Below are 16,228 nucleotides of genomic sequence, written 5' to 3' on the forward strand. Positions count from 1 at the left end.
TGTTTTTATACCAAGGAGACCGCAATGAGCTTTTCGCCGATGAATCGACGTGGCGCGCTGCGCACCGTGGCCGCGCTGGGCGGCGGCGGGCTGTGGGGCGGGGCCTGGGCCCAGGCCGACAAGGCCGCGTGGCCGGCCCGGCCGGTGCGGCTGGTCGTGCCCTACAACGCGGGCGGCGCCACCGATGCGGTGGCCCGCGTCATCGCCGAGGTGCTGTCCAAGCGCATAGCCCAACCGGTGGTGGTCGACAACAAGGGCGGCGCCGGCGGCATCCTGGGCACGGACACCGTGGCCAAGGCGCAGCCCGACGGCCATACCCTGCTGCTGTCGCTCAGCACCTCGATGCTGATCAACCAGTTCCTCTACACCAAGCTGCCCTACAACCCGCAGAAGGACCTGACGCTGCTGTCGCAGGTGGCGACCGCACCCATCGTGCTGGCGGTGAATCCCTCGGTGCCGGCGGGCAACATGAAGGAGCTGCTGGCCTACATCAAGGCCAACCGCGGCAAGCTGTCGTATGGCTCCTGGGGCGCCGGCTCGCAGGCGCACCTGTCGGGCTCGTACATGAGCAAGGCCATGGACGCCGAGATGACCCACGTGGCCTACAAGGGCGAATCGCCGATGCTGCAGGACCTGGTCGGCGGCCAGCTGCAGCTGTGCTTTGCCAGCGCGCTGAGCACCAAGCCCTTCCTCGATGCCGGCCGGCTCAAGGCCATCGGCGTCACGGGCCGCCAGCGCATGGCCATCCTGCCGCAGGTGCCCACGATCCACGAGCAGGGCGTGCAGGACGATGCGTACACCATCACCGGCTGGGTCGGCATGGCCGGCCCCGCCGGCATGCCCGCGCCTCTGGTCGAACAGATCGCGGCCCACCTGCGCGAAGTGGCCAAGGACGCCAAGGTGCAGGAGCGCATGGTGGGCGCCGGCTTCCAGCTCGTGATGGGCAGCCCGCAGGCCTTCCGCGAGAGCTACCAGCGCGAAATGCCGGTATGGAAGGCGCTGGTCGAATCGGCCGGCGCCAAACTGGACTGAACCCTTTCCCGCGCCGCTGCGCGCCGTCCCCCTCGCCCGGCGGGGGAAGGGCGGAGCCATTGCCATGGGGCCGCGGCGCCGGAACCAACTGCTGATGAGAGGACCCCTTGTGATGCACCAACCCCGTACCCGGCGCGCCATGCTGGCGCTGGCCGCCACGCCCCTGGTGGCCGGCCTGGCCGGAACCGCCTTCGCGCAGCCGGCCTGGCCCGGCAAGCTGGTCAAGCTGGTCGTGCCGTTCCCGGCCGGCGGGCCTACCGACACGGCCTCGCGCATCGTGGCGCAGAAGCTCGGCGAGCGGCTCAAGCAATCGGTGATCGTGGACAACCGCGCCGGCGCCTCGGGCTCGATCGCGGCGGCCCAGATCGTCAAGACCACGCCCGACGGCTACACGCTGATGACGCTGGCCACGCCCACGCTGCTGGCCCCGCACCTATACAAGAACGCGGGCTACGACAGCGCCAAGGACTTCGTGCCGATCGCCATGGTCTACGACCTGCCCATCGTCATCGTGGTCAACCCCAGGCTGCTGCCCGAGGTGACCGACCTGCCCAAGCTCATCGCGCATGCCAAGGCCGAGAAGGTGGCGATGAACTACACCAGCGCGGGCAACGGCAGCTTCGGCCACCTGAGCATGGAACTGCTCAAGCAGATGGGCGGCTTCGACATGCAGCACGTGCCCTACAAGGGCAGCGCGCCGGCCATCACCGACACCATCGGCGGCCAGGTGCCGGTGATGTTCTCCGACCTGGTCGCCGCGCTGCCGCACATCAAGGCCGGCAAGCTGCGGGCCATCGCCGTGGGCTCGCCCCAGCGCGTGAGCACGCTGCCCGAGGTCAAGACCGTGGCCGAGCAGGGCTTCAAGGGCTATGAGGCCGTGTCGTGGGGCGGCTTCGTCGCGCCGCCGGGCACGCCCCAGGCCATCATCGACCGCGTGGCCGCCGAGGTGCAGAGGGTCCTGGCCGAGAAAGAGGTGCAGGACAAGATCCTGGGCGCCGGCGCCTTCGCCCACTACCTGGCGCCGGCCGCGTTCGGCGAGCGCATCAAGCAGGACTATGCCAAGTGGGGCCAGTTGATCCGCGACAAGGGCATCGCGGCCGAGTAAGCACAGCACACAGCAAAGCAGGACACCATGAAGACACGCATCACCGAACTCTTCGGCATCGAGCACCCCATCATCCAGGGCGGCATGCACCACGTGGGCTACGCCGAGCTGGCCGCGGCCGTCTCCAACGCCGGCGGGCTGGGCATCATCACCGGCCTCACGCAGCGCACGCCCGAGCTGCTGGCCAAGGAGATCGCGCGCTGCCGCGAGATGACCGACAAACCCTTCGGCGTGAACCTGACCTTCCTGCCCTCGGTCAACCCGCCCGACTACCCCGGCTACGTCAAGGCCATCATCGACGGCGGCGTGAAGATCGTCGAGACCGCGGGCAACAACCCGCAGAAATGGCTGCCCGCGCTGAAGGAGGCCGGCATCAAGGTCATCCACAAGTGCACCTCGGTGCGCCACGCGCTCAAGGCCGAGGCCATAGGCTGCGACGCGATCAGCGTGGACGGCTTCGAGTGCGGCGGCCACCCGGGCGAGGACGACATCCCCAACTTCATCCTGCTGCCGCGCGCGGCCGAGGAACTGAAGGTGCCCTTCGTCGCCTCGGGCGGCATGGCCGACGGCCGCTCGCTGGTGGCGGCGATGGCGCTGGGCGCCGACGGCATGAACATGGGCACGCGCTTCATCGCCACGCAGGAGGCGCCGGTGCACGACAACGTCAAGCAGGCCATCGTCGCGGCCAGCGAACTCGACACGCGCCTGGTGATGCGCCCGCTGCGCAACACCGAGCGCGTGCTCACCAACCCCGCCACCGAGCGCCTGCTGCTCAAGGAGCGCGAGCTGGGCGCGGCCATCAGCTTCGCCGACATCGCGCCCGAGGTGGCCGGCGTCTACCCGCGCATCATGCAGGGCGGCGAGATGGACGCGGGCGTCTGGTCCTGCGGCATGGTCGCCGGCCTGGTGCGCGACGTGCCCACGGTGCAGCAACTGATCGACGGCATCATGGCGCAGGCCGAGGCCATCATCCGCCAGCGCCTGGCCCGCAGCATCGCCTGATCCAACCACCATTCTTTTGGAGACCCCCATGCAACGCCGCCTTTTCTCCGCTGCACTCGTCTGCACCACCACGCTGGCCGCGGCGCTGCCGGCGGCCGCGCAGAGCCATTTCCCCAACCGCCCGATCACGCTGCAGGTGCCGTTCCCGGCCGGCGGCTCCACCGACCGCCACATGCGCCTGCTGGCCGATATCGCCGGCAAGCACCTGGGCCAGCCGGTGATCGTCGAGAACAAGCCCGGCGCCGGCGGCACGCTGGGCCCGGGCACGCTGGCGCGCACGGGCCGGCCCGACGGCTACACCATCACGCAGTTCCCCATGTCCATGCTGCGCATGGCCCACATGCAGAAGACCGCGTGGAACCCGGTGACCGACTTCACGTACATCATCGGCGTGTCGGGCTACACCTTCGGCTTCACCGTGCGGGCCGACTCGCCGTACAAAAGCTTCAACGACTACATCGCCGCCGCGCGCAAGAACCCCGGCGCGGTGGACTACGGCTCCACCGGCGCGGGCTCGTCGCCGCACCTGCTGATGGAGGAGCTGGCCGAGAACGCCAAGGTCAAGCTCAACCACGTGCCGTTCAAGGGCAACGCCGACCTGCAGCAGGCGCTGCTGGGCGGCCATGTGTCGGCGCAGAGCGACGCCACCGGCTGGGACAAGTACGTGGACGGCGGCCAGATGCGCCTGCTGCTCACCTTTGGCGACAAGCGCACCAAGCGCTGGCCCGAGGTGCCCACGGCCAAGGAGCTGGGCTATGGCGTGGTCTCCACCTCGCCCTACGGCCTGGTCGGCCCCAAGGGCATGGACCCCGCCATCGTGAAGAAGCTGCACGACGCCTTCAAGCTGGCCATGGACGACCCGCGCCATGCCGAGGTGCTGGCCCAGCTCAACCAGGATGTCTGGTACCGTTCCGGCCCCGACTACGCCCAGTGGGCCAAGGACGCCTTCGCCAAGGACAAGGTGCTCATCGAGCGCCTGGGCCTGGCCGCCAAATAAGGCGTTTTATATGAAAACCGGCGGAAACCGTTATACAGCAAGCGCAAGTTGCTATGGTTGTTGATTGTTTCCGCGCCTTCCCAGGAGTTATCCCCATGCAACGCCGCCTTCTCACCGCCGCCATCGTCTGCACCGCCGCCCTGGCCGGCGTGGGCGCCCAGGCGCAGGCCGCCTACCCGAGCCAGCCCATCACCATCGTCGTGCCTTTCGCGCCCGGCGGCACCACCGACGTGATGGGCCGCGCGCTGGCCACCAGCCTGTCCAAGCAGCTCAAGCAATCGGTGATCGTCGAGAACAAGCCCGGCGCCGGCGGCACCCAGGGCGTGGTCGATATGATGCGCGCCAAGCCCGACGGCTACCGGCTCACGCTGTCGCCGGTGGGCATCTTCCGCCAGCCCTACGTGCAGAAGACCCAGTACGACCCGATCCGCGACCTGAGCTACATCGCCTCGTTCAGCGCCTATGACTTCCTGCTGGTGGTGCCGGCCGACTCGCCGTACAAGACCGTGAAGGATGTGGTGGAAGACGCCAAGGCCAGCAAGGGCGGCGTGGACTACGGCACGCCCGGCAAGTTCACCGGCAACCAGGTGACGATGGCGCTGCTCGGCAAGGCCGCGGGCGTGTCGTTCACGCACGTGCCCTACAAGGGCGACTCCGAGGCCACCACCGCGCTGCTCGGCGGCCACGTGAAGACCATCGTGGTCACCAACGGCATCCTGAGCTTCCTGGAGTCGGGCAAGGTGCGCGCGCTGGCCATCGCGGCCGAGAAGCGCACGCCGGCCTTTGCGGACGTGCCCACCTTCAAGGAGGCTGGCTACGACGTGGTCGTGCCGTCGCCGCTGGGCCTGGCCGGCCCCAAGGGCCTGCCGCAGGCCATCGTCGAGAAGCTCGACGCCGCGGTCAAGGCCTCGCTCGACGACCCGGACATGCAGCGCGTCATCAAGACCTACGGCATCCGCACCGACTACCGCGACCACCAGGCCTACGCCGAGTTCGCGCGCAAGAACTTCGCGGCGGAGAAGACCATCGTGCAGTCGCTGGGCCTGAACGACTGATCCACCGCGTTGCCACGGAGCGCCCCATGAGCACCTTCACCATCACGGCCGACACGCCCTTTACCCCGCTGGGCGAGCTGATCCGCGCGCAGGCGCGCCAGCAGCCCGGCCACCCGGCGCTGCGCGACGAAACGCAGGCGCTGGACTACGCCCAGCTCGACGCGCTGATGGACCGCGTGGCCGCGGCGCTGCAGCAGGGCGGCGTGGCGCCGGGCCAGGCCATCGCCATCTGCGCGCTGAACTCGGTGCGCTATGCCGCGCTGTTCCTTGGCGCGCTGCGCGCCGGCGTGGTGGTGGCGCCGCTCGCGCCCTCGTCCACGGCCGAGAGCCTGGCCTCGATGCTGCGCGACGCCGATGCGCGCCTGCTCTTCATCGACCAGGCCGTGCAGGACCTCGCGCCGCCGGGCCTGCCCTGCGTCTCGCTCGACGGCATCGCCCCCGGCCAGGCCTGGGGCGACTGGCTGACGCCCGAGGGCGCGCCGCCCGCGCCGGTGGCGATCGCGCCCGAGGCGGCGTTCAACATCATCTACTCGTCGGGCACCACCGGCGTGCCCAAGGGCATCGTGCAGTCGCACGCCATGCGCTGGGGCCACATCCGCCGCGGCACGCTGTACGACTACGGCCCGCAGGGCACGACGCTGCTGGCCACGCCGCTGTACTCCAACACCACGCTGGTGGTGTTCTTCCCCACGCTGGCCTTCGGCGGCTGCGTGCAGCTGATGGGCAAGTTCGATGCCGCGCGCTACCTGCAACTGGCCCAGCAGCAGCGCGTGACGCACGCCATGCTGGTGCCGGTGCAGTACCAGCGCATCATGGCGCTGCCGCAGTTCGGCGCCCACGACCTGTCGTCGTTCCGCTTCAAGTTCTGCACCAGCGCGCCGTTCAAGGCCGCGCTCAAGGCCGACGTGCTGGCGCGCTGGCCCGGCGCGCTGATCGAGCTGTATGGCATGACCGAGGGCGGCGGCACCTGCATCCTCGAAGCGCATCGGCACCCCGACAAGCTGCACACCGTGGGCCGGCCCGCACCGGGCCACGATATCCGCCTGATCGACGAGGAGGGCCGCGAGGTTGCGCCCGGCGAGGCGGGCGAGGTGGTGGGCCATTCGCCCAGCATGATGACGGGCTACCACAACCAGCCCGCCAAGACGCGCGAGGCCGAGTGGTTCGACCCGGCGGGCAAGCGCTTCATCCGCACCGGCGACGTGGGCCGCTTCGACGCCGACGGCTTCCTCACGCTGATCGACCGCCGCAAGGACATGATCATCAGCGGCGGCTTCAACATCTACCCCAGCGACCTGGAGGACCAGCTGCGCGCGCACCCGGTCGTCGAGGACGTGTCGGTGATCGGCGTGCCGTCCGAGCAGTGGGGCGAGACGCCGGTGGCCTTCGTCGTGCCGCGCGCCGGGCACGGCGAGCCGCCGGCAGAGCTGATGGCCTGGTACAACCAGCGCGCCGGCAAGACCCAGCGCCTGTCCGACCTGCGCTTCATCGCCGAGCTGCCGCGCAGCGCCATCGGCAAGGTGCTCAAGCGCGAGCTGCGCGACCAGTACCTGGCCTCATAGCGGCCGCTGCGGCGACAGTTTCTCGGGCGCCACGCCCTGCGCCGCGAGGCGTGCGTCCAGCGGCTCGCGCAGCGCCAGGTTGCGCGCCAGCAGCGAGTAGCCGAAGGCGCTCTGGATGCCGTAGCCGCCCTGCGCCGCGACCCACAGGAAGTTCGGCGCCGCGCCGTCCCAGCCGATCACCATTTCGCCGTCGGCGACGAAGGAGCGCAGCCCGGCCCAGGTGTGGCTGGGGCGGCGGATCTCGAAGTGCGTGGCCTGGCTGATGCGGTCGATGCCGATGGCGATGTCCAGCTCCTCGGGCGCCACGTCGTGCGGCACGGTGGCGTCGGCATTGGCGGGCGAGCCCAGCAGCTGGCCGGCATCGGGCTTGAAGTACCACTGCTCGTCGATGTCGATCACCGCCGGCCAGTGCGCGGCCTGCGCCTGCAGCCCGGCGGGCGCGGCAAAGGTGAAGGCGCTGCGGCGCTTGGGCACGAGCTGGATGGCGTCGGCGCCGGCCAGCTGCCCCAGCACGTCGGCCCAGGCGCCGGCGGCGTTGACGATGTGCCGCGCACGCGCCGCGCGGCCGTCGGCCAGCGCGATGTGCCAGCAGCCCTCGGCCGCATCCCACTGCAGGCCGCCGACCTCGGCATGGGTCCACAGCGCGCCGCCGCGCTGGCGCAGCCCGCGCAGAAAGCCCTGGTGCAGGCCGTGCACGTCGATGTCGAGCGCGCCGCCATCAGTGAAGCCTGCCACCAGCACCTCGGTGTTCAGCGCCGGCAGCAGCCGGGCCAGGCCGTCCTGGTCGAGCCAGGTGGCGCCGGGCGAGTGCACCAGCGCCTCGTCGTAGGCGGCGCGCAGCTGCGGCAGCTGTGCCTCGGTGGCCACGTAGAGCACGCCGCGCGGCGCGATCAGCGCGTGGTCGGCGAAGCCGGCGGGCGGCTGCTCGTAGAAGGCGCGGCTGGCGCGGGTCAGCGCCTGCACCTGGGCGGGGCCGTAGTGCTCCTCGAACAGCGCGGCCGAGCGGCCGGTGGTGTGGTAGCCGGGCTGCGATTCGCGCTCCAGCACCAGCACCGAGGCGGCATCGGCGAGCTGCCAGGCGGTGGACGCGCCGGCCATGCCGGCGCCGACGACGGCGAAGTCCCAGAGGGGCGGTTGGCGGTGCTCGGTCATGGTGTGGAAATAGGTTGGTAGCTATGGAAAAAAGAGCTGCTGGCGCTCATCCATTCTCGATTTTGATAGGAAAACTATATGCAATCAAGCAGGGATGAACGCGAGCAGCTCCTGTTTTTGACGAAGAGCCTTAGCGCAAATACGGCGCCAGGTAGCGCCCCGTATGGCTGGCCGCATGCGCCGCGACCTGCTCGGGCGTGCCGGCCGCCACCACCTGGCCGCCGCCGGCGCCGCCCTCGGGGCCCATGTCGATGACCCAGTCGGCGGTCTTGATGACGTCGAGGTTGTGCTCGATGACGACGATGGTGTTGCCCGCGTCGCGCAGCTGGTGCAGCACCTGGAGCAGCAGCGCGATGTCGGCGAAGTGCAGGCCGGTGGTGGGCTCGTCCAGGATGTAGAGCGTGCGGCCGGTGTCGCGCTTGGACAGCTCCTGCGCGAGCTTGACGCGTTGCGCCTCGCCGCCCGACAGCGTGGTCGCGCTCTGGCCCAGGCGGATGTACGACAGGCCCACGTCCAGCAGGGTCTGCAGCTTGCGCGCGAGCGTGGGCACGTCCTTGAAGAAGGCGTGCGCGTCCTCCACCGTCATGTCCAAGATCTGCGCGATGTTCTGGCCCTTCCACAGCACTTCCAGCGTCTCGCGGTTGTAGCGCTGGCCGTGGCAGATGTCGCAGGGCACGTAGACGTCGGGCAGGAAGTGCATCTCGACCTTGACCACGCCGTCGCCCTGGCAGGCCTCGCAGCGCCCGCCCGCCACGTTGAACGAGAAGCGCCCCGGGCCGTAGCCGCGCTCGCGCGCGGTGTTGGTCTCGGCCATCAGCTCGCGGATGGGCGTGAACAGGCCGGTGTAGGTGGCCGGGTTGCTGCGCGGCGTGCGGCCGATGGGCGACTGGTCGACGTTGATGACCTTGTCGAAATAGTCCAGCCCCTCGATGCTCTCGTAGGGCGCGGCCTCGTCCTGCGCGCGGTTGATCTGGTGCGCCGCCGCCGCGTACAGCGTGTCGTTGACCAGCGTGGACTTGCCCGAACCGGACACGCCGGTCACACAGGTGAGCAGGCCGACCGGGAAGTCCACCGTCACCTGGCGCAGGTTGTGGCCGCTGGCGCCGACGATGCGCAGCGCCTGCACCGCGTGCATGGCGCTGGCCTGGGCGGCCTTGGCTTCCGGTGCGCCGGTCGCCGCCTTCTTCGCGGCCTTCTTGCCCGGGCCGGCCTTGGCGGCGATGGCCGAGAAGCCGCTTTCCGCCGGCGCGGCGCTGCCGCCGGCGGCACCGGCCAGCACCGGAAGCCAGGGCGTGCGCCGCGCGGGCACGGGGATGGTCTTCTTGCCGCTGAGGTACTGGCCGGTCAGCGATTCGGCGCTGGCGCAGATGTCGGCATAGCTGCCCTGGGCCATCACGCGCCCGCCATGCACGCCGGCGCCGGGGCCCATGTCGATGATCTGGTCGGCGGCGCGCATCATGTCCTCGTCGTGCTCGACGACGATCACGCTGTTGCCGATGTCGCGCAGGTGCTGCAGCGTGGCGATGAGGCGGTCGTTGTCGCGCTGGTGCAGGCCGATGCTGGGCTCGTCGAGCACGTACATCACGCCCGTGAGGCCCGAGCCGATCTGGCTGGCCAGGCGGATGCGCTGGGCCTCGCCGCCGGACAGGGTCTCGGCGCTGCGCGCGAGGCTCAGGTAGGTGAGGCCCACGTCGTTGAGGAACTGCAGCCGCGTGCGGATCTCGTGCACCACGCGCGCGGCGATGTCGGCCTTGGCGCCGTGCAGCTGCAGCTGGCTGAACCAGTCGTGCGCCTCGGCCAGCGTGACGCGGCTCACGTCCTGGATGGCGCGGGCCTGCGGGCCTTCGCCCACGCGCACGAACAGCGCCTCGCGGCGCAGGCGCGCGCCGTGGCAGTCGGGGCAGGGCTGCACGCTCTGGTAGCGGGCCAGCTCGTCGCGCACCACGCTCGAATCGGTCTCGCGGTAGCGGCGCTGCATGTTGGGGATGATGCCCTCGAAGGGGTGCTCCTTGGTCACCGCCTTGCCCGCGTTCTCGCCGCTGGCGAGTTCGTAGCGGAAGGCGATCTCCTCGTCGCCCGAGCCGTAGAGCACCACCTGGCGCACGCGCTCGGGCAGGCCCTCGAACGGCGCCTCGATGTCGAAGCGGTAGTGCCGGCCCAGGCTTTCGAGCATCGCGAAGTAGTAGCCGTTGCGCCGGTCCCAGCCCTTGATGGCGCCGCTGGCCAGGCTCAGCGTGGGGAAGGCCACGACGCGGTCCACGTCGAACACCTCGTGCACGCCCAGGCCGTCGCAGGCCGGGCAGGCGCCCTGGGGCGAGTTGAACGAGAACAGCCGCGGCTCCAGCTCGGGCAGCGCGTAGCTGCACACCGGGCACGAGAACTTGCTGCTGTACAGGTGCTCGCGGCCGCCGTCCATCTCGACGGCCAGCACGCGGCCGTTGCCGTCGTGGCCGCCCACGCGCAGCGCCGCCTCGATGCTCTCGGCCAGGCGCTGCTGCAGGCCGGGGCGCACCTTCACGCGGTCGATCACTACGTCGATGTCGTGCTTGTCGTTCTTGGCCAGCGGCGGCAGGTGCTCGTGCTCATGCATCTGGCCGTCCACGCGGAAGCGCACGTAGCCCTGGGCCTGCATCTGCGCGAACAGCTCGACGAACTCGCCCTTCTTGCCGCGCGCCACCGGCGCGAGGATCATCAGCTTGGTGTCCTCGGGCAGCGCGAGGATGGCGTCCACCATCTGGCTCACCGTCTGCGCGGCCAGCGGCAGGTCGTGGTCGGGGCAGTGCGGCGTGCCGGCGCGGGCGTAGAGCAGGCGCAGGTAGTCGTGGATCTCGGTGACCGTGCCCACGGTGGAGCGCGGGTTGTGGCTGGTGGCCTTTTGCTCGATGCTGATGGCCGGCGACAGGCCCTCGATCAGGTCCACGTCAGGCTTGTCGAGCCGGCCCAGGAACTGGCGCGCATAGGCCGACAGGCTCTCGACATAGCGGCGCTGGCCCTCGGCGTACAGCGTGTCGAAGGCCAGGCTGGACTTGCCCGAGCCCGACAGCCCGGTGATCACCACCAGCTGGTGGCGCGGGATGTCGAGGTCGATGTTCTTGAGGTTGTGCGTGCGCGCGCCGCGGATCGCGATGCGGCTGTGCGCGAGCGCCGCGCCCAGGTAGCGGCCCTCGGTGGGCTGGCTCGGAGCGGCGGGGGGCATGGCGGGCAGGTCAGGATTCACGGTGGGTGGCAAAAACCAAAACTCCCCATGATAGCGGCGTATGGCCGGCCGTGCCCGCCGGCGGGCGGTGGCGGATGGTTTTAAGCCAAATTGGCATGCACGGCTTGCTGGTATTGCGCAAGCAGCTATCAAAATTGATGGTCACTCGCCCGGCAATCCCGGGGCGCCCCGGCGGCGGCGGGGCCGATCTACACTAACGCCTGTTTTCGCGCGCCCGGCACCCGGGCGTGCCATGAGTTGGCGACTGACTGCATACCTTGGCTACTTCTCCCGATTCCACCCTTTCCCAGGCCGCCCGCCCGGCGTCCGCGATGACGGGCACCGAGCGCCGCGCCAGCGTGAGCCTGGCGCTGATCTTCGCGCTGCGCATGCTGGGCCTGTTCCTGGTGCTACCGGTGTTCGCGCTCGAGGCGCGCAAGTACCCCGGCGGCGACGACCCGGCCCTGGTGGGGCTGGCCATGGGCATCTACGGCCTCACGCAGGCGCTGTGCCAGCTGCCGCTGGGCCTGGCCTCGGACCGGCTGGGGCGCAAGAAGGTCATCGTCGCCGGCCTGCTGGTGTTTGCCGCCGGCAGCCTGGTGGCGGCGCTGGCCGGCAGCCTGCACCTGCTGCTGCTCGGGCGCGCGCTGCAGGGCGCGGGCGCGGTGTCGGCCGCGGTGACGGCGCTGCTGGCCGACCAGACCCGCGACGCCGTGCGCACCAAGGCCATGGCGCTGGTGGGCGGCAGCATCGGCCTGATGTTCGCCGTGGCGCTGGTGGCCAGCCCCTGGCTGGCGGCGCAGATCGGCCTGTCGGGCCTGTTCGGGCTGACCTGCGCGCTGGCGCTGGCCGGCATCGCCGTGGTGCTGTGGGTGGTGCCGCCCGAGCCGGTGCATGCCGCCGCCGAGCGCGGGCGCCTGCGCGACCTGCTCGGCCACGCCGACCTGCTGCGCCTGAACGCCGGCGTGTTCGTGCTGCACACGGTGCAGATGTCCATGTGGGTGGCCGTGCCGGCCATGCTGGTGCAGGCCGGCCTGGCCAAGGCCGAGCACTGGCAGGTCTACCTGCCGGCGGTGGTGCTGTCGTTCGTGATGATGGGCGGGCTGTTCGCGCTGGAGCGCCGCGGCCGGCTGCGCGCGGCGCTGCTCGGCGCCATCGCGCTGGTGCTGGCGGTGCAGGTGGGTCTGGGCGCGGTGGCCGCGTCGGGCGCCGTGCCGCAGCTGTGGTGGATGGCGGTGCTGATGTTCGTCTTCTTCTGCGGCTTCAATGCGCTGGAAGCCAGCCAGCCCAGCCTGGTGTCGCGCATGGCGCCGGCGCCGCTGCGCGGCGCGGCGCTGGGGGCCTACAACACGCTGCAGTCGCTGGGCCTTTTTGCCGGTGGCGCGCTGGGCGGGCTGCTGGCCAAATGGGCCGGGCCGGGCGGCCTTTTTGCCGCCACGGCGGCGCTCACGGCCCTGTGGCTGCTCATCAGCTGGCCGCTGCGGCCGGTGGCCCGGGCGTAGGACGATACATACGATCCATGGGGTTGGAGCAAGGTATAGTGCTCCGTGTCCATCCACCGAGACTCCATGGCAGCAAACCCCCCCAGCATCGCAGACACGCAGGACGGCTCCGGCCGCTGGGCGCAGCTGCGCGGGCGTTGGGGCGCGGCCGAGCTGGGCCGCCGCCAGGACTGGAAGGCGCTGAAGGCGCAGCTGGCCTCGACCAGCGGCCAGGCCGAGCTGGGCTGGGACCTGCGCGAGGCCGACTGGCTCGACCACGTGGGTGCCCAATTGCTGTGGGACCACTGGGGCCGGCAGTGGCCGGCCCGGCTGGCGATGCAGGATACGCAGCGCCAGATGCTGGAGCGCGTGGCCGCGCTGACCATGCCCTGCCCGCCCGAGCGCAAGGTCAATTGGCTGGGCTGGCTGATCCAGCTCGGCAATGTGCTGCTGGCTGTGATGCGCCATACGCGCGCCACGATCGAGCTGGTCGGGCAGCTGATGCTGGACTGCCTGCGGCTGCTGAAGAACCCGGCCAGCGGGCCGTGGCGCGATGTGTCGGGACACCTGTATTCGATGGGCGCGACCGCGCTGCCCATCACCGCGCTGGTGGGCTTCCTGATCGGCGTGGTGCTGGCCTACCTGATGTCGCTGCAGCTGCGGCAGTTCGGCGCCGAGGCCTTCATCGTCAACATCCTGGGCATCTCGCTGGTGCGTGAGCTGGGGCCGCTGCTCGCGGCCATCCTGGTGGCGGGCCGCTCGGGCTCGGCCATCACCGCGCAGATCGGCGTGATGCGGGTCAACGAGGAACTGGACGCGATGCAGGTCATGGGCATCTCCAGCGGCTTCCGGCTGGTGATGCCGCGCGCGCTGGCGCTGGCCTTCGCGATGCCGCTGGTGGCCGTGTGGACCACGGTCTGCGCGCTGGTCGGCGGCATGCTGGCGGCCAACCTGGCCATGGGCATCGCGCCGGCCTATTTCATCCAGGCCATGCCGGGGGCGGTGTCCATCGCCAACCTGTACCTGGCGATGGCCAAGTCGGTGTCGTTCGGCGTCGCAATCGCGCTGATCGCCTGCCACTGGGGGCTGGAGGTCGAGCCCAACACGCAGAGCCTGGGCGCGGGTACCACGGCCTCGGTGGTGACCTCGATCACCGCAGTGATCGTGCTGGACGCGATCTTCGCGGTGGCCTTCCGCAGCGTGGGGTTCTGATGAACGGTGCACCGCTTGTGTCCCAGGAGCCGGTGGTCGAGATCCGCAAGCTGTGGACCGTGTTCGGCTCGGGCGACAAGGCGTTTTCCATCCACCAGGACCTGGACCTGACCGTCTACCGCGGCGAGATCCTCACGCTGGTCGGCGGCTCGGGCACCGGCAAGTCGGTGCTGCTGCGCCAGATGCTGGGCCTGCTCTCGCCCGCGAAAGGCGAGGTGCGCGTGCTGGGCCGGCCGCTGCCCGAGATCGCCCGCTCGGGCGCGGCCACGCTGATCGGCATGCTGTTCCAGCAGGGCGCGCTGTTCTCGGCCTTCAACGTGCTCGAGAACATTGCCTTTCCGCTGCGCGAGCAGGGCACGCTGCCGAAGGACGTGGTGCGCGACGCGGCCATGGTCAAGCTGCAGATGGTGGGCCTCAAGCCTGAGCACGCGACGCGCATGCCCTCCGACCTGTCGGGCGGCATGATCAAGCGGGTGGCGCTGGCGCGCTCGCTCATCATGGACCCGCCGCTGCTGCTGCTCGACGAGCCGACGGCGGGGCTGGACCCGAACAGCTCGGACGAATTCTGCGAACTGCTCAGCAAGCTGCACCAGGAGCTGGGCCTGACGGTGGTGATGGTGACGCACGACCTGGACACGCTGTACGCGCTGTCCACGCGGGTGGCCGTGCTGGCCGAGAAACGGGTGATCGTGACCGCACCGCCGCGCGAGGTGGTGCAGTTCGAGCACCCATTCATCCAGCACTTTTTCCTGGGCGAGCGGGGGCGGCGCGCATTGGCGCCGGTGCCGGTGGCCGCAGCAGGGGGATAACTTATGGAAAACAAATCGCACGCGTTGGCGGCGGGCCTGTTCGTCGTCTTCCTGACGGCGCTGGTGATCGGCCTGTCGATGTGGATGGGCCGCGACAACACCAAGTACGAGTACTACGAGATGTCCACGCGCGCCAGCATCAGCGGCCTGCAGGAGCAGGCGGCGGTGCGCTACAAGGGCGTGGCCGTGGGCCGCGTGACGCGCATCGGCTTCGACCCCAAGAAGGACGGCAACGTGCTGATCCGCATCGCCGTCAACGAGCATGCGCCGCTCTCGCAGACCACCTACGCCATGCTCGGCTACCAGGGCGTGACGGGGCTGGCCCACATCCAGCTCGACGACGACGAGATCCCCGGCATGCCGCTGCCGCCCAGCGAGGACGGCACGCCGCGCCTGGCGCTGCGTCCCTCGCCCTTCGGCCAGATCGCCGAGCAGGGCCCGGTCATCATGCAGCAGGTCGAGGACGCCACGCGCCGCGTGAACCAGCTGCTGGGCGACGAGAACCAGCGCGAGATCACCGCCGCGCTGCACAGCGTGGGCGAGGCCGCGCGCAGCCTGCAGGCGCTGAGCAGCAAGCTGCAGACCACCGTGGACACCAAGCTCGACCCGGCGCTGGCCGCGCTGCCCGCCGTGGCGCAGGACGCGCGCAAGACCCTGCTCGCCGTGCAGAAGACCAGCGAGGATGTGGGCAAGGCCGTCAACACCCTGTCGGCCCAGGGCGGGCCGGTGCAGCAGATGGGCACGGCGGTGCAGGGCGTGAGCGACGCGGCCGATGCCTTCGGCCGCGCCACCGTGCCCACGATGAACCGCGCGCTGAGCGACATGGGCAGCGCCGCGCGCCGCCTGGGCGGCATGGCCGATTCGCTGCAGAGCAACCCGCAATCGCTGCTGTTCGGCACGGGCGTCGTGCCGCCCGGCCCCGGCGAGCCCGGCTTCGTGCCGCCGCAGCCGGCCGCCGCCCCTGGAGCCAAGCCATGAAGAAACTCCTCCTCACCACCGCCGCCGTCCTGGTGCTGGCCGGCTGCTCGTCGCTGCCGCAGGCGCCGGCCTTGCAGGCGCTGTACGACTTCGGCCCGCAGCCGAGCTTCGAGCAGCGCCAGGCCGATCCCGCGCGCACCGCGATCGAGACGCAGGCGCCGCTGGTGCTGGCCGGCATCCGCACCTCGGGCCTGCCGGACGGCAGCACGCCCATCTTCTACCGCCTGGCCTACGCCGATGCGCAGCAGCTGCGGCCCTACGCCCAGGCGCGCTGGGCGCGGCCCGCGGCCCAGCTCATCCAGCAGAGCCTGTACACCCAGCTCAGCGACGGCCGCGCCGTGCTCGAAGGCCAGAGCGGCGTGGTGCGCGCGCTGGCCACGGGCGCGAACCCGGCGATGCTGCGGCTGGACGTGGAAGAGTTCAGCCAGGTCTTCAGCGACACCGCCACCAGCCAGGGCCTGCTGCGCCTGCGCGCCACGCTGACCGAGGTCACGCCGCGGGGCGAGAAATGGCTGGCCCAGCAGGTGTTCACCGTGCAGCGCCCCGCGCCCACGCCCGACGCCGCGGGCGGTACGCAGGCGCTGGGCGCTGCGACCGAGGAAGCCGGCCGCCAGATCGACGCCTGGCTGCTGCGGCAGGGCCGCTGA

At 70.5% G+C, this 16,228-nt stretch carries 13 protein-coding genes; 11 read left to right on the top strand and 2 right to left on the bottom strand.

What is annotated here, in order from left to right:
- Positions 1-24 precede the first annotated feature (24 nt).
- From ACYVKR_RS17270 to ACYVKR_RS17295, 6 genes are all read left to right on the top strand, one after another.
- Positions 25-1,032 carry a Bug family tripartite tricarboxylate transporter substrate binding protein gene (locus tag ACYVKR_RS17270; RefSeq protein WP_460482176.1) on the top strand — a complete coding sequence of 336 codons (1,008 nt, stop codon included), beginning with the start codon at positions 25-27 and terminating at the stop codon, positions 1,030-1,032.
- Between the two features lie 112 nt (positions 1,033-1,144).
- Positions 1,145-2,137, top strand: a complete 993-nt coding sequence (locus ACYVKR_RS17275) for a Bug family tripartite tricarboxylate transporter substrate binding protein (protein ID WP_460482177.1) — start codon at positions 1,145-1,147, stop codon at positions 2,135-2,137.
- A gap of 27 nt (positions 2,138-2,164) precedes the next feature.
- Complete coding sequence (locus ACYVKR_RS17280) at positions 2,165-3,139, top strand: NAD(P)H-dependent flavin oxidoreductase (RefSeq protein WP_460482178.1); 975 nt, start codon at positions 2,165-2,167, stop codon at positions 3,137-3,139.
- Between the two features lie 28 nt (positions 3,140-3,167).
- A complete protein-coding gene (locus ACYVKR_RS17285; RefSeq protein ID WP_460482179.1) occupies positions 3,168-4,136 on the top strand; it encodes a tripartite tricarboxylate transporter substrate binding protein in 969 nt (322 codons plus the stop codon).
- Between the two features lie 95 nt (positions 4,137-4,231).
- On the top strand, positions 4,232-5,191 hold the full coding sequence (locus ACYVKR_RS17290; protein ID WP_460482180.1) for a tripartite tricarboxylate transporter substrate binding protein: 960 nt from the start codon (positions 4,232-4,234) through the stop codon (positions 5,189-5,191).
- A 26-nt stretch (positions 5,192-5,217) separates the two neighbouring features.
- Positions 5,218-6,753: a class I adenylate-forming enzyme family protein gene (locus tag ACYVKR_RS17295; RefSeq protein WP_460482181.1), complete on the top strand. Its 1,536-nt coding sequence runs from the start codon at positions 5,218-5,220 to the stop codon at positions 6,751-6,753.
- Here ACYVKR_RS17295 and ACYVKR_RS17300 read toward each other — a convergent pair.
- Together ACYVKR_RS17300 and uvrA are read right to left on the bottom strand one after the other, a co-directional pair.
- On the bottom strand, positions 6,748-7,905 hold the full coding sequence (locus ACYVKR_RS17300) for an NAD(P)/FAD-dependent oxidoreductase (protein WP_460482182.1): 1,158 nt from the start codon (positions 7,903-7,905) through the stop codon (positions 6,748-6,750). The genes ACYVKR_RS17295 and ACYVKR_RS17300 overlap by 6 nt on opposite strands.
- A gap of 130 nt (positions 7,906-8,035) precedes the next feature.
- The gene (gene uvrA / locus ACYVKR_RS17305; RefSeq protein WP_460482183.1) at positions 8,036-11,101 is read right to left on the bottom strand and encodes an excinuclease ABC subunit UvrA; all 3,066 of its coding nucleotides are present in this window, start codon (positions 11,099-11,101) and stop codon (positions 8,036-8,038) included.
- Between the two features lie 332 nt (positions 11,102-11,433).
- Here uvrA and ACYVKR_RS17310 point away from each other — a divergent pair, with 332 nt between their 5' ends.
- The 5 genes from ACYVKR_RS17310 (at position 11,434) to ACYVKR_RS17330 (ending at position 16,228) form a co-directional block, all read left to right on the top strand.
- The gene (locus ACYVKR_RS17310; protein WP_460482224.1) at positions 11,434-12,603 is read left to right on the top strand and encodes an MFS transporter; all 1,170 of its coding nucleotides are present in this window, start codon (positions 11,434-11,436) and stop codon (positions 12,601-12,603) included.
- A 66-nt stretch (positions 12,604-12,669) separates the two neighbouring features.
- The gene (locus ACYVKR_RS17315) at positions 12,670-13,794 is read left to right on the top strand and encodes an MlaE family ABC transporter permease (RefSeq protein WP_460482184.1); all 1,125 of its coding nucleotides are present in this window, start codon (positions 12,670-12,672) and stop codon (positions 13,792-13,794) included.
- Positions 13,794-14,603, top strand: a complete 810-nt coding sequence (locus ACYVKR_RS17320) for an ABC transporter ATP-binding protein (RefSeq protein ID WP_460482185.1) — start codon at positions 13,794-13,796, stop codon at positions 14,601-14,603. Before ACYVKR_RS17315 ends, ACYVKR_RS17320 begins: the two co-directional genes overlap by 1 nt.
- A gap of 3 nt (positions 14,604-14,606) precedes the next feature.
- Positions 14,607-15,581 (top strand): MlaD family protein, encoded by a 975-nt coding sequence (locus tag ACYVKR_RS17325; protein ID WP_460482186.1) that lies wholly within the window; start codon positions 14,607-14,609, stop codon positions 15,579-15,581.
- Positions 15,578-16,228 carry an ABC-type transport auxiliary lipoprotein family protein gene (locus ACYVKR_RS17330; protein ID WP_460482187.1) on the top strand — a complete coding sequence of 217 codons (651 nt, stop codon included), beginning with the start codon at positions 15,578-15,580 and terminating at the stop codon, positions 16,226-16,228. The genes ACYVKR_RS17325 and ACYVKR_RS17330 overlap by 4 nt, the downstream gene beginning before the upstream one ends.

The organism is Comamonas humi, assembly GCF_054782535.1.